Origin of the sequence: Pseudophaeobacter profundi (genome assembly GCF_029697505.1) — a bacterium.
In the GTDB taxonomy this organism is placed as follows: domain Bacteria; phylum Pseudomonadota; class Alphaproteobacteria; order Rhodobacterales; family Rhodobacteraceae; genus Pseudophaeobacter; species Pseudophaeobacter profundi.
Genome location: NZ_JARJEF010000004.1, coordinates 121595 through 133666 on the forward strand (window position 1 = coordinate 121595; position 12072 = coordinate 133666).

The 12072-nt window shown below is 62.6% G+C and carries 14 protein-coding genes and 1 tRNA gene; 11 read left to right on the top strand and 4 right to left on the bottom strand.

Going from position 1 to position 12072, the window contains the following annotated elements; translation table 11 throughout:
* Nucleotide 1: 1 nt before the first annotated feature.
* The 9 genes from P2081_RS08590 to P2081_RS08630 are packed head-to-tail and all read left to right on the top strand — an operon-like array spanning nucleotide 2 to nucleotide 6435.
* Nucleotides 2-838: an ABC transporter substrate-binding protein gene (locus P2081_RS08590; protein ID WP_278922463.1), complete on the top strand. Its 837-nt coding sequence runs from the start codon at nucleotides 2-4 to the stop codon at nucleotides 836-838.
* Entirely contained in the window at nucleotides 835-1818 is a 984-nt protein-coding gene (locus tag P2081_RS08595) for a FecCD family ABC transporter permease (protein WP_278922464.1), read from the top strand. The genes P2081_RS08590 and P2081_RS08595 overlap by 4 nt, the downstream gene beginning before the upstream one ends.
* Nucleotides 1815-2570, top strand: coding sequence for an ABC transporter ATP-binding protein (locus tag P2081_RS08600; RefSeq protein WP_278922465.1), 756 nt, complete (start codon nucleotides 1815-1817; stop codon nucleotides 2568-2570). Before P2081_RS08595 ends, P2081_RS08600 begins: the two co-directional genes overlap by 4 nt.
* Nucleotides 2570-3226 carry an adenosylcobinamide amidohydrolase gene (locus tag P2081_RS08605; protein ID WP_278922466.1) on the top strand — a complete coding sequence of 219 codons (657 nt, stop codon included), beginning with the start codon at nucleotides 2570-2572 and terminating at the stop codon, nucleotides 3224-3226. Before P2081_RS08600 ends, P2081_RS08605 begins: the two co-directional genes overlap by 1 nt.
* Nucleotides 3219-4220 (top strand): DUF6925 family protein, encoded by a 1002-nt coding sequence (locus P2081_RS08610; protein WP_278922467.1) that lies wholly within the window; start codon nucleotides 3219-3221, stop codon nucleotides 4218-4220. The genes P2081_RS08605 and P2081_RS08610 overlap by 8 nt, the downstream gene beginning before the upstream one ends.
* Before the next feature lie 11 nt (nucleotides 4221-4231).
* Nucleotides 4232-4873, top strand: a complete 642-nt coding sequence (locus P2081_RS08615) for a MotA/TolQ/ExbB proton channel family protein (protein ID WP_278922468.1) — start codon at nucleotides 4232-4234, stop codon at nucleotides 4871-4873.
* Nucleotides 4874-4880: 7 nt separating this feature from the next.
* Complete coding sequence (locus tag P2081_RS08620) at nucleotides 4881-5261, top strand: ExbD/TolR family protein (protein ID WP_278922469.1); 381 nt, start codon at nucleotides 4881-4883, stop codon at nucleotides 5259-5261.
* Nucleotides 5262-5266: 5 nt separating this feature from the next.
* Nucleotides 5267-5650, top strand: coding sequence for a biopolymer transporter ExbD (locus P2081_RS08625; RefSeq protein WP_278922470.1), 384 nt, complete (start codon nucleotides 5267-5269; stop codon nucleotides 5648-5650).
* On the top strand, nucleotides 5647-6435 hold the full coding sequence (locus P2081_RS08630) for an energy transducer TonB family protein (protein WP_278922471.1): 789 nt from the start codon (nucleotides 5647-5649) through the stop codon (nucleotides 6433-6435). Before P2081_RS08625 ends, P2081_RS08630 begins: the two co-directional genes overlap by 4 nt.
* Nucleotides 6436-6458: 23 nt before the next feature.
* Here the strand turns inward: P2081_RS08630 and P2081_RS08635 are convergent, their stop codons facing one another.
* Both P2081_RS08635 and P2081_RS08640 read right to left on the bottom strand, forming a co-directional pair.
* Nucleotides 6459-6896 (bottom strand): nuclear transport factor 2 family protein, encoded by a 438-nt coding sequence (locus P2081_RS08635; protein ID WP_278922472.1) that lies wholly within the window; start codon nucleotides 6894-6896, stop codon nucleotides 6459-6461.
* A gap of 196 nt (nucleotides 6897-7092) precedes the next feature.
* Nucleotides 7093-8412: an ATP-binding protein gene (locus P2081_RS08640; protein ID WP_278922473.1), complete on the bottom strand. Its 1320-nt coding sequence runs from the start codon at nucleotides 8410-8412 to the stop codon at nucleotides 7093-7095.
* A gap of 164 nt (nucleotides 8413-8576) precedes the next feature.
* Here P2081_RS08640 and P2081_RS08645 point away from each other — a divergent pair, with 164 nt between their 5' ends.
* Both P2081_RS08645 and P2081_RS08650 read left to right on the top strand, forming a co-directional pair.
* The gene (locus P2081_RS08645) at nucleotides 8577-9491 is read left to right on the top strand and encodes an MBL fold metallo-hydrolase (RefSeq protein ID WP_278922474.1); all 915 of its coding nucleotides are present in this window, start codon (nucleotides 8577-8579) and stop codon (nucleotides 9489-9491) included.
* 73 nt (nucleotides 9492-9564) lie between these two features.
* Nucleotides 9565-9639 (top strand) — tRNA-Asn (locus P2081_RS08650).
* Between the two features lie 354 nt (nucleotides 9640-9993).
* On the opposite strand, the gene P2081_RS08655 is transcribed toward P2081_RS08650, so the two are convergent.
* Nucleotides 9994-11397 (bottom strand): TRAP transporter large permease, encoded by a 1404-nt coding sequence (locus P2081_RS08655; RefSeq protein ID WP_278922475.1) that lies wholly within the window; start codon nucleotides 11395-11397, stop codon nucleotides 9994-9996.
* A gap of 5 nt (nucleotides 11398-11402) precedes the next feature.
* The gene (locus P2081_RS08660) at nucleotides 11403-12059 is read right to left on the bottom strand and encodes a TRAP transporter small permease subunit (protein WP_278922476.1); all 657 of its coding nucleotides are present in this window, start codon (nucleotides 12057-12059) and stop codon (nucleotides 11403-11405) included.
* Nucleotides 12060-12072: the final 13 nt, after the last annotated feature.

Sequence of the window (12072 nt, forward strand, 5' to 3'; positions counted from 1 at the left end):
CATGCGCAAACTGTCCGGCATAGCCCTGGCCCTTCTGTGGGCCGCCACCGGTGCATTTGCCGGGCCGTCCCGCGTGGTGTCGATGAACCTCTGCACCGACCAGCTGGCAATGCTGCTTGCAGCGCCCGGCCAGTTGGCATCGGTTTCCTACATCGCGCGGGACACACGCGCCTCGGCCATGGCGGAACACGCCCTGGCCTACCCCGTCAACCATGGGCTGGCGGAAGAAATATATTTGCTGCAGCCCGATCTGGTGATTGCCGGTGCCTATTCGACAGTGGCCACCACGGAAATGCTGCGCCGTCTTGGCATTCCGGTGGTGGTGTTTCAGCCCGCCAACTCGCTGCAGGATGTCCGCGCACGTATCGAGCAGATGGGTGAGGTGCTGGGTCGCGAAGAGGCGGCCCGCGCATTGCTGGCAGACTACGACCAGCGGCTGGCAACGCAGGAGCAAGTCGGGCCGGAGCGGCCGCGCGCGGCGCTTTATGCCGCCAACGGGTTCACCTCTGGCAGCATGTCGCTGGCAGGACAGATCCTGCGCGCGGCGGGGCTGCGCAATATCGCGGATGAGCTGGGCTATGGGCGCTCCGGCCGCATGCCCCTGGAACTGCTCGCCATGTCAGAGCCCGAATTTCTGATCGGAACCTCGCCCTATCCACGCGCCGCGCGCAGCGAGGAAAATCTAGCGCATCCGGTGGTGCGTCATCTGGCCGCCCGCAGTGGCGCCGGGCAGATGCGCGATGCCGACTGGGTCTGCGGCACCCCGCATGTGCTGCGCGCAGTGGAAACACTGGCCGAAGAGCGCCGCCTGTTTGTGGATAAGGAGGACCGGGAATGACCCGTCTGATGCTGACGCTGACCGCAGCGATGCTGGCGCTGTTTCTGATCTCGCTCACCCTGGGGCCCGCGGATGTGGGTATCGGTGAAAGCCTGGCGGCCCTGTTCGACGAAAGCTATGGCCCGCTCACCTTGGTGATGCGTGAAATCCGCCTGCCGCGGGCGCTGCTGGCGATGATCATCGGCGGTGGGCTGGGGCTGGCAGGGGCCGCTATGCAAGGCTACCTGCGCAACCCGCTGGCTGAACCCGGTTTGATTGGCGTGTCCTCCTCGGCGGCGCTGGGGGCGGTGCTGGCGATCAACACCGGACTGGCCGCCAGCCTCACCCTGGGTCTGCCGCTGGCGGCTCTGGCAGGTGCTCTCGCCGGTGTCTTTATGGTGATGGCGCTGGCCGGGCCGCAGGGCGGCTCACTGACGCTGATCCTGGCGGGTATTGCGATTTCGGCAATGGCGGCGGCGCTCACCTCGCTGGTCTTGAACCTGTCGCCCAATCCCTTTGCCGCCAATGAGATCGTGTTCTGGATGATGGGCTCGCTGGCGGACCGGTCGATGCTGCATGTCTGGCTGGTGCTGCCTTTTGCGCTGGCGGGGGCCGCAATCCTGCTGACGCTGGCGCGGGGCCTGGATGCGCTGACCCTGGGCGAGGATGCAGCGCAGACCATGGGAATGAACCTGAACCGGATGCGGTTGCTGCTGGTGGTCGGAACCGCCAGCATTGTCGGCGGTGCAACTGCGGTGGCCGGGGCCATCGGCTTTATCGGCCTTGTGGTGCCGCATATCCTGCGCCCGTTGGTGGGGGGGCAGCCGTCGCGGCTGTTGTGGGCCTCTGCGCTTGGCGGCGCCATCATGCTGCAACTGGCCGATATCGCCGTGCGGATCATCCTGCCATCCCGTGACCTGAAACTGGGGGTGGTCACCGCCCTGGTCGGAGCGCCGCTGTTCCTGCACCTGATCTACAAGACACGGAAAGGTCTGGCATGAGCGTGCTTTCGGTCCGGAACCTCTCTGTCACATTGCGAAACCGCCCGGTGCTCCGCGATGTGTCCTTTGAAATCCGAGCGGGTGAGTTCGTCGGCCTGCTGGGGCCGAATGGGGCAGGCAAAAGCAGCCTGATGCGGGCGGCCCTGGGGCTGATCCCTGCCGCAGGCAGCAGTTCGCTGGCAGAGATGAGCGCGGCAGAGCGCGCCCGCGCGGTATCCTGGATGCCGCAGTCACGCGAAATTGCCTGGCCGATCCCGGTAGAGCGGCTGGTGGCGCTTGGCCGCCTGCCGCATGTGCCGCAGGGGCTTCGGCTGCCACCTGGTGATCAGATGCTGGTCGATCAGTCGATTGAACGCATGGGGCTTGATCCGTTCCGCCAGCGGGCCGCCTCGCGCCTGTCGGGCGGTGAACAAGCCCGTGCGCTGATTGCCCGCGCACTGGCCCAGGATACACCGCTATTGATGGCCGATGAACCTGCCGCCGGTCTGGATCCGGCGCATCAGATCTCCACCATGGAGGTCTTTGCCAACCTCGCCGCCGAAGGCCGCGCCGCACTGGTGTCACTGCATGATCTGGGGCTGGCAGCACGCCACTGCACCCGTCTGATCCTGCTGACCGAAGGTGGCATTCTCGCGGATGGCCCGCCTGCTAGCGTGCTGACGCCTGCCCTTATGGCCCGCGCCTTTGGCATCTCTGTCTGGCACGAGCACACCGCGCACGGGCCGGTGTTCCAGCCGCTGGAGGTGCTGTGATGGGCCGCGTCACCCTGGAACGCCCCTGGATCGAATTCGATCTCGGCGCAGAAATGCAGGTGCTAAGCTGGGCGGTGAATCGTCCCGGCCTGGTTGCTGCCCGTCGTATCTTGTGGCGCGAAGTCAGCAACAGCGACCTTCCGCATGATCTGGATGTCACCGAATGGTTTGCAGATGAACTGGGACAGCGGGGCGGCGAAGATGCCGTGGCCTTCCTCACTTCGCGCGATGTGCGCCGCTACTGCGAGGCAACAGCCGAAGTGGAGGGAATCAGTGCCCATGCGGTGGCCACTGTTGGCCTGTCCAATGCCGAACGGGTCGGCAGCCGGATGGACTACGCCAGCCGCAACTGGGGGACTATCAATGTCGCCCTGCGCCTTTCCGAAGGGCTGACCCACGCCGGGCTGATCGAAGCGATGAGCATTGCCGTCCAGGCCCGCACCGCCGCAGTGATGGAGGCGGGTATCGTCCTGCCAAGCGGAACCGCGACTGGCACCGGCACGGATTGTGTCGCGGTGGCCACCCCCGTCGGAACAACCCCCTATGCCGGGCTTCACACCACCACCGGCGAAGCCATAGGCAAAGCCGTTTACCAGGCTGTCCACACCGGTGCCTTGGAATGGAAAACAACCAACAGGAGGGCAGCACATGCCTGAGCTTCAACAGGTGCTGAAAGACGCGCTGATGCAGGAAGACTGCGGCTGGAACATGGGGTCGTTTGGCGCCATTGCAGAGTTCCACCACGTTTACGGCGACCCAGCACCGCAAGCACATGCCGGTCTGATGCAGGTTACCAGCCGCGGTGGTCTGCGCATCGACACCCTGGAGGGCGTGCGCCCGGTCGCCTATGAGACCCTCAGCCCCAAGCCGCATCGCTGGACGCAAGCGGTGTCGCTGTGCCTGCCCCATGACGCCGCCGCAATGAACCAGCGCAATGTACTGACTGCGCTTGGCCCCGACGATGATGCTCTGCTCGACGCAGACCGTGGCGCCCAGTTGTTCGACATGGGGCTTGGTCAGTATCAGGCGGATTTCTGCATCCGCACTGATAACCCGGAGCTGTTGGAGGTCCTGAATGAAAACGCCGGCCGCTCCCTGTTTGACCACGGCAACCCCGCGATGGGCGCGATCCTGAAACATCACCCCCACCGTGTGCTGCTGACCCGCCTGGGCCGGGTCGAGGTCTATCAGATGATCGGCGGCCCCGACACTGGCGGCAAGTCCCCGGAAGGCCCGCACACCCATGTGCTGCCCAAGCTGCTAAAGGCTCAGCGCACACATTCTGCCAACACGCCAATCCCCGAAGGCTGGGTGCCCTGCTGCGGGGTGCATCCTGAAAATCCGGTGATCACCCGTCTGGGCGAGGACAAAGCGCTCAACCGCTCTGCTTTTGACGCCTTTCAGGATCTGCTGGGCGCCTGGGGCGCGGAATCCTACAGCCAAGGCAAGCAGGCCGTTTGGGACCTGTTGCAGGCAGAAACCCCGGCCGAGGCGGCGCAAGAGCCTGGCGCCCGCGAAGCCCGTGCGGGTTGGCGCAATGGCATCCGGCAATGGCGGGTACTGCATGGCCCCACTCCTTTGACGGACGCTTATGCCGAACGCTTTGACCGCAGCGCAGAGCAAGCCGATCCGGAAAACCCAGGCCACTGACGGAGGCTACGATGTCCCTTGCCCCTCTCATCGATTTCATGGTCCGCGGCGGCCCCGCCCTATGGGTGATAGCAGCGCTGTCGGTGCTGACCCTGACACTGTTTTTCTGGCGGGTGATCGGGCTGGCCCAGGCGGGCGTCTGGCACAAGCGGCAAACGGAAGCATGGCTTGAGCAATGGAGTGTCGAAGGGGCAGCGCCAGCCTGCGCAGGCTCTACCCCACTGGACCGGGTGACGCTATCTGCGATGCGGGCGCTTCTCACGCCTGAATTCAGCCCGGAGATAGCCGAAAAGGAAACCATTCGCATTGCCAAGGCAGAGCTGGCGACCCTCCGCCGGGGCCTGCGCCCATTGGAGCTGATTGCCGCCATTGCGCCGCTGGTTGGGCTGCTTGGCACCGTGTTGGGCATGATCGGTGCCTTTCAGGCCTTGCAGGAAAGCAGCAGCGGGGCTGACCCCTCAGTACTGGCTGGCGGCATCTGGGAGGCGCTGCTGACCACGGCTGCAGGCATGGCGGTGGCTATTCCCGCCTCGGCACTGGTCTCTTGGATCGAAGGGCTGACGGAACGGGAGCAAGCTGTAATGGAGGATGCCACCACCCGCGTATTCACTGCGGCAGCCACCCACCCGGCGCTGCGGCACGCTGCGGAATGACAGCAGCATGACACTGGCCTTTGGACCACCGCGCGCGAAAAAACGCCTCAGCCTTGCACCGATGATCGACGTCGTGTTCCTGCTTTTGGTGTTCTTCATGCTTGCCTCCCAATTCGGACGCGACCGGATTGTGCCGCTGGCCATGGGCGGCGCAGGTGATGCCTATCAGGGCCCGCCCAGGCTGGTACAGATTGCATCGGACGGGCTGCGGCTGAATGGAACTCCTATCGCCGCAGATGCTCTCGCTGCGCGGATTGCCCCGCTGACCCAAAAGATGTCGGATGCGATTATTCTACAACCGGACTCCAGTGCCTCTTTGCAGCAGCTGATGGATGCAGCTGCCCTGCTGGCAGCAGCGGGTTTCAACGGCTTGGTGGTGATGGAGTGAACGGCATGGATTTTTCCACACCAAAGAAGCGCCAGACGGGAGAGCCGATCCTACCGATGATCAATGTGGTTTTTCTGCTGCTGATCTTCTTCCTTCTTTCCTCACAGATTGCCCCGCGCGCGCCCTTTGCGATTACCCCGCCGAAGCTGGAACACGGTGAAACTTTGACGCCTGAAGCGGTGCTGTTCATGGCCGCTGACGCCCAGTTGTATTTCTCCGGGGCTGAGGGCCGCGATGCCCTGGCCGCTGTTGTGGCGCAAGCCCCAGAACTTGAGGTCCTTACATTGCGGGCCGATTCCGAGGTGCCTGCCCGCGAGGTCGCCGCGCTTATCTCCCGGCTGCGCGACGCAGGCATAAAAGCCGTCAGCCTGACAGGTACAGGCCCATGACCCGGCCCGCCTTGTTCCCCGCCTGCTTGGTCACTGCCGCCGCACTGCATGCGGCGCCTTTCCTGGCGATGGACAAGGGCGGCACAAGGGCCGCTGGCACTGGCAGCAGCGGCAACGGGCAAGTGACACTGGCGGCCGCCTCTGCAGAGCTGGCGCAGCAGGTCTCTGACTGGAACAGCCCGCCGGAGATCCACACACCACAGCCTGCCATGGCCCCTGCCGAACCACCGCAGCGGCCTGTACCCGCTGCCATTCCGGCTGCTCCACCCCAGCCAGCAGCCATCAGTCTGCCTGTGCTTGCGGCTGCAGCCCCTGCGGACACAGCACCTGCGCGGCAAGTTTCGCCACCACCGCCACCGCCCGCTGCAGCGGCCCCCGCGCCTGCGCCTTCGCCTCCCCCCACACCTTCAACCGCGAGTGTGCAAGAGCAAGCTAACGGCAGCAGCCGTCACCATACCAAGGGCGACGGTGGTGCGGATGAGACCACCACCGGTGCTTCAATGCGCACGGCCAGTCTCAAGAACCGCTGGGGTGCAGCAATCATCTCGCGGATCGAGAGGCAGAAACGCCCGCCTCGCGGCGGCGGGGAGGGTACAGTGCGGCTGCGCCTGACGGTTTCAACCCAGGGGCGGTTGATGGCCATTTCTGTTATCCGAAGCTCTGGCAATGCTAAGGTAGATCAAGCGGCAGTGACCGCAGTAAAAAGAGCCCGTATGCCGCGGGCTCCCAAAGCTCTGGCGCCCGGCGGTTACAGCTTCACATTCCGGACAACATTTACCGGCTAACCTGGCAGCTGACGGGGATCCTTTTACTTCCAGGTCAGGCTTTGCCCGGAAAAACAGGCGGCCAGAGTGTCAGGCGGCATCTGTCCGAGTTGTTCAAACATGCTAAGGCAATCTAGTCTTGAGATGATCTCGGCAATCAGCCCCTGTTCAAACCGCACCATCATCATTCCATTCACCGCAATCGGCGTGACCTGATCCGCATTGGTCGTGCGAACGGTGTATGAAACGCAGGCCCAATCGCCATCCTCCATAAACTGGTGCATGTCGACTTTGGTCGCCCCAAGAAGCGTGTAGAAGACCTCTACCAGCAGGGGGATATCGCGCCTTGGCGCCAGCTCGCCGATCAGCATGTCATCCTCCTGCACAGAGGGGGCCAGAAACGAATCCAGTTCAGCCAGATTGCGGTCTTCCCAGACAATCGTGAACCAACGCGCGATCATGTCTCGTTTATTTATAGTCATTCTCAGATCGAACTTTCAACTTCAAGATACTGCGGGCTCATATCGTGCCAGAGCGAAGGAATTCCCCTCTGCCGACTCCTTGAGGGCTAGACTGCAACACACTGATTAACAACCGACAAATTTCTTCCAAGACGCGATGAAGGCAGCGGATTTTCTCTCATGTCCAGAAGCGGCAAAGTCAGCGACAAGGGCTCCGCTAGCGCCCAATCACGATATCAGCCGACAAACCGCCAAGCGCCTCGCTCTGCCCCAGCCGCAGGGTGCCGCCATGGGCACGGGCGATGTCGGTGACAATCGCCAACCCCAGGCCAACCCCCGAGCCCAAATCCTGGTTGCGTGCCGGGTCCAGCCGCGAAAACGGCCGCACCGCATCGCCGCGTTGTAACGCGGGAATGCCGGGCCCATCGTCTTCGACACGCAGCCGCAGGGATTTTTCGGTCAAGGCCACCGAGACCCGCGCCCGCGTGCCATAGCGCACTGCATTCGAGATTAGATTCTCCAGCGCGCGGCGCATCGCCTGCGGTCGCAGCAGCACCGTGCCTGTGCCGCTCAACTCTCCCAGCATCACGTCCTTACCCTGTCGTTGCCAGGCCTCGACCACCGTAAGTGCCAGTTGCTGCGGATCCACCGGCTCTGGCTCTCCGGTAGAGGCGCCGCGCGAGAAATCAAGAAAGGCATCCAACAGCGCCTGCATCTCTTCGACATCGCGCAGCATCGGCTCTGCATCGTCCTCATCGATCATCGCCAGGCCCAGCTTGAGCCGGGTCAAGGGGGTGCGCAGATCATGACTCACCCCCGAGAGCATAAGCGTACGCTGCTCGATCTGGCGCTCTATGCGCGCCCGCATATCGACAAAGGCACTGCCGGCAACCCGCACTTCGGTCGCGCCGCGCGGTGAATATGGAAGGTGCCGCCCCCGGCCAAAAGCCTGCGCCGCATCGGCCAATTTCTTGATCGGGCGCAGCTGGTTGCGCATGTAGACAAAGGAAATCACCGTCATCAGAAACCCAAAGAACACCATGGTCACGATCAACTGGTGCGGGGCTGCTGCTGTCAGGCGCCGCCGGTCCAGGGCCAGCTCCAGAATGCCGACCTCGGTGTCAAAATACAGCAAAAAGGCACGGTCTTCCGGGAATTGCACCGCCACGAAACCCTCCAGCTCGCGCTGCAATTTCTCTCGCACCACACGGCCCGAAAACTCGTTCAGGCTCAGCGTGGTCTGCGGAGGCGGCGCATCTGGCGACACGAACCTTGCCTGCATGGTCAAGGGCGCCAGATAGGGCGCCAGGCGGCTCAGATATTCCTCGGGAGAGCGCGCCCCCTTGGCCTGTTGCCGCAACAGGGCAATTTCACGCTGAATGGTGGCGGTCATCTGCGTGGTGAGATCCTCAAGATCGCGTTTGATGAAGACAATCGTGACCAGCAGCTGCAACGCAACCACCGGGACGACGAGGATCAGCGCCGCACGGGCATACAGGCTGCGCGGAACATATTGTTTGAGCCATTGGAAGAACATAGGCTAATACTAGCGGCGCGCGCCCCCCGTGTGAAGGCCGCTAAATCACAGCGCCCACTCTGGCAGAGGGACCCGGTCCGCGTCGACAGGACCGGGCGATGTCCTGGCCCGGGCGCGCATAGGTTCACCGCGGCCCCAAGCGGCCCCAATCAAGGCAGAAACACATGCAGGCTCCTGATGATTTTGACCCGATCCCCGGTCAGCCAGAGCAGCTAGAACCAGGCGTACGGCGCCTGCTTGCGCCCAACCCCTCTGCGATGACCTATCGCGGCACCAATACCTATCTTGTCGGCACCAGCCAGATCGCGGTGATCGACCCTGGCCCCGAAATGCCCGCCCACCTAGAGGCCATCCTGGCAGCGCTGCTGCCGGGGCAAGAGATCAGCCATATCATCGTCACCCATAGCCACCTGGATCATTCGCCACTTGCCGCCGCCCTTTCGGCCCGCTGTGGAGCCCCCACCTATGGCTTTGGTGGTGCCAGCGCCGGGCGCAGCCCCATCATGCAAAACCTCGTCGCCGCCGGGATGCGCAGCGGCGGCGAAGGCATCGATATGGGCTTCACCCCCGACATCACCCTGGCGGATGGGCAATGCCTGAGCGCACCTGGCTGGCAGCTTGAGGTGATTCACACCCCCGGCCATCTGGGCAACCATATCGCCCTGGCCCTGAATGACGCCTGTTTTACCGCCGATCATGTCATGGGCTGGGCCAGCTCTCTGGTCTCGCCACCCGATGGCGATCTGACCGATTTCATGGCCTCCTGCGCCCGGCTGCGTGATCGGGATTGGCGGGTGTTCTACCCCGGCCACGGCGGCGAAATCACCGATCCACAGGCGCGACTGGACTGGCTGATCAGCCACCGGCAGAACCGCGAGGCGGAAATCCTCGCCCATCTGCAACGCGCCCCAGCCACCCCGGCCGAGCTGGCACGCGCAATGTACAGCGACACCCCGACAGCGCTGCTGGCCGCAGCAGAACGCAATGTCCTTGCCCATCTTGTCGACCTGACCAGCCGGGCAAAAGTCCGCCCCCAGGACAAGCTGACAGAGGGCGCGCTGTTCCACCGGCTTGGCTGACGAAACTTTTTTCAAAAAATCGACTTCCCCCCCTAGACCTCCCCAATCCCCCTCGCTATATCGCACGGACCGTTCCGGCGTAGCTCAGCGGTAGAGCAGTTGACTGTTAATCAATTGGTCGTAGGTTCGATCCCTACCGCCGGAGCCATAAAAAGCCACCAAGCTCAAAAGCTTGGTGGCTTTTTTGGTTGGATGAGATCCACCATGGATTCAATTTGTCACCGGATTTTTCACCCCATTTTGCACACAGGGGAGCAAGAGGTGATGTTTCATATCCATCCATAGCAATTTAGCTTGAAAACGAGCGAGGGCCTCCCCCACGACCCTTTTCACATGGGGAGCAAGCGGGCGACCTGATCCATTGCCCTGCGTTTCCCGGCCATGTGCGCAAAGGGCCAAGCGCACGCACAGTCGAGTGCATCAAACAGTCCAGCAGGCATGGAAAAGGGCGGCATGGGGCAAACCCATGCCGCCCTTCTTACCCCCTAAGGGGGAGGTCTTGCTACTGTGCCAGGCTTGGCAGGTAGAGAACGATCGCGGGGAAGGCCACCAGAAGCGCAATCGTCACCCCATCGGCGATGAAAAAGGGCATCACGCCGCGGAATACGTCCTGCACGCTCAGATCATCGCGCACCCCGGCCACAACAAAACAGTTGAGACCAATCGGCGGCGTAATCAGGCAGAACTCGGCCATTTTCACCACCAGAATGCCAAACCAGATCGCACACATCGGCCCTGACATGCCAAAGGCGCTATCCGCCGCCGCGACGCTCTCGCCGCCATTCAACGCCATCACCGCCGGGTAGACCACCGGCAGGGTCAGTAACAGCATGCCAATGGCATCCATGAACATCCCCAGCACGGCATAGGCCAACAGGATGCAAATCAGGATCACCATAGGCGACATCTCAAGACTGGTAATCCAGTCAGAGAAGGCCCCCGGCAGATCGGCAAAGCCCAGAAAGCGGACATAGATCAGCACGCCCCAAATGATGGTAAAGATCATCACGGTAAGCTTGGCCGTCTCCAGCAGCGCCGATTTGAACTCTCCCCAGCGCATGCCGCGCCACAGCGCCATGCAAAAGACCACAAAGGCCCCCAACGCGCCGCCCTCGGTTGGGGTTCCCCAAGCATCGCCGCCAAAGGGGTTGTAGACAAAGCAGATGATGATCACGACGACAAAGACGATCGGCAGCGCCCCGGGCAGCGCTTCAAAACGCTGACGCCAGGTGAAACCGGTGACGGGCGGGCCGACGTTCTTGAAGACCATCGCAATGCCAACAATCAGCAGCACATAAACCACCGCGCTAAAGGCGCCGGGAATAAAGCCAGCCAGCAGCAGTTTGCCCACGTCCTGTTCCACGATAATGGCATAGATCACCAGAATCGCCGAAGGCGGGATCAGCGAAGCCAGGGTTCCGGCTGCTGCCACAACCCCCGCTGCAAAACGTTTGTTATAGCCAATTGCCAGCATTTCCGGAATGGCGATCCGTGCAAAGACCGCCGAGGTCGCAACCGACGCCCCCGACACCGCTGCAAATCCGGCAGTGGCAAAAACGGTCGATACCGCAAGCCCGCCCGGCAGCCAGGCAATCCAGCGTTTGGCCGCTTCAAACAGCGCCCGCGTGAGGCCGGCGTAATAGGCCAGATAGCCAATCAGGATGAAGGTTGGAATCAGGCTCAGCGCCTGGCTGGAAACCTTGGAATGCGGCACCTGCCCGGCAATCTTGACCGACACGGTCAGCGCCTTGCCAAATTTATCCGGGCTGTAGCCGAATTTAGCCCAGAAGATCCAGACAAGCCCAACCAGGCCCGCCAGACCAGCGGCAAAGGCAACCCGCATGCCAACAACAACCAGCACAAGCAAAAAGCCGGTGACCCAAAGGCCAATTTCAATTGGTTCCATGCCCGTTACCCCCGCCCGCTCATTGCGTCATCATCTTCATGGCCAACCAGCTGTTCGGCCTCTGCTGCGGCCTGTTTCGCTGCATCCAAAATCATTGGCACCGCAGGGGGATTTTCCAGCCCCAGCACCATCGCCCGGCCATAGCCCCAGGCCTGCAGCACAAGGCGCAGGCAAAGCACTGAAAAGGCCACTGGCGCCAGCAGTTTCGCGGGCCAGATGGGCAGGCCGATATCAATTGAACTGTCGCGGCTCCAGAGTGGCGCAGCAAAATCAAACGACCGGGTGAAATGTGACCAGCTTCCCCAGACCAGGGCCAGCATCAGCGCAAGGATCAACAGGATAGAGACCAGCTCAAACAACCAAAGCGCCCGACCACGCAGCGCACCAATGACGATATCCATGCGGATATGGCCGCCATCGCGTTGCACGAAGGCAATGCCCATAAAGGCGATCAACGGCATGGCCTGTTCGATCCAGTCCACATAGCCCGGCAAGGGCGCATTCAGCGCGTTGCGCCCGCCAACCGAGACAACGGCCAGCAGCATAAGTGAAAAGACAGCCAGGCCGCTCAGCAGCGCCAGGGCCTTCTCGACATGTAGCAATTTGCGGTCAAGACGGCTGATCAGGCTACCATCTTCCAGCACCGCGGCGTTTCCCGCCATGGGCTCTCCTTTC

Coding starts and splice junctions, on each gene's coding strand:
- P2081_RS08590 (WP_278922463.1), top strand. CDS start 2: ATGCGCAAACTGTCCGGCATAGCCCTGGCCCTTCTGTGGGCCGCCACC.
- P2081_RS08595 (WP_278922464.1), top strand. CDS start 835: ATGACCCGTCTGATGCTGACGCTGACCGCAGCGATGCTGGCGCTGTTT.
- P2081_RS08600 (WP_278922465.1), top strand. CDS start 1,815: ATGAGCGTGCTTTCGGTCCGGAACCTCTCTGTCACATTGCGAAACCGC.
- P2081_RS08605 (WP_278922466.1), top strand. CDS start 2,570: ATGGGCCGCGTCACCCTGGAACGCCCCTGGATCGAATTCGATCTCGGC.
- P2081_RS08610 (WP_278922467.1), top strand. CDS start 3,219: ATGCCTGAGCTTCAACAGGTGCTGAAAGACGCGCTGATGCAGGAAGAC.
- P2081_RS08615 (WP_278922468.1), top strand. CDS start 4,232: ATGTCCCTTGCCCCTCTCATCGATTTCATGGTCCGCGGCGGCCCCGCC.
- P2081_RS08620 (WP_278922469.1), top strand. CDS start 4,881: ATGACACTGGCCTTTGGACCACCGCGCGCGAAAAAACGCCTCAGCCTT.
- P2081_RS08625 (WP_278922470.1), top strand. CDS start 5,267: ATGGATTTTTCCACACCAAAGAAGCGCCAGACGGGAGAGCCGATCCTA.
- P2081_RS08630 (WP_278922471.1), top strand. CDS start 5,647: ATGACCCGGCCCGCCTTGTTCCCCGCCTGCTTGGTCACTGCCGCCGCA.
- P2081_RS08635 (WP_278922472.1), bottom strand. CDS start 6,896: ATGACTATAAATAAACGAGACATGATCGCGCGTTGGTTCACGATTGTC.
- P2081_RS08640 (WP_278922473.1), bottom strand. CDS start 8,412: ATGTTCTTCCAATGGCTCAAACAATATGTTCCGCGCAGCCTGTATGCC.
- P2081_RS08645 (WP_278922474.1), top strand. CDS start 8,577: ATGCAGGCTCCTGATGATTTTGACCCGATCCCCGGTCAGCCAGAGCAG.
- P2081_RS08655 (WP_278922475.1), bottom strand. CDS start 11,397: ATGGAACCAATTGAAATTGGCCTTTGGGTCACCGGCTTTTTGCTTGTG.
- P2081_RS08660 (WP_278922476.1), bottom strand. CDS start 12,059: ATGGCGGGAAACGCCGCGGTGCTGGAAGATGGTAGCCTGATCAGCCGT.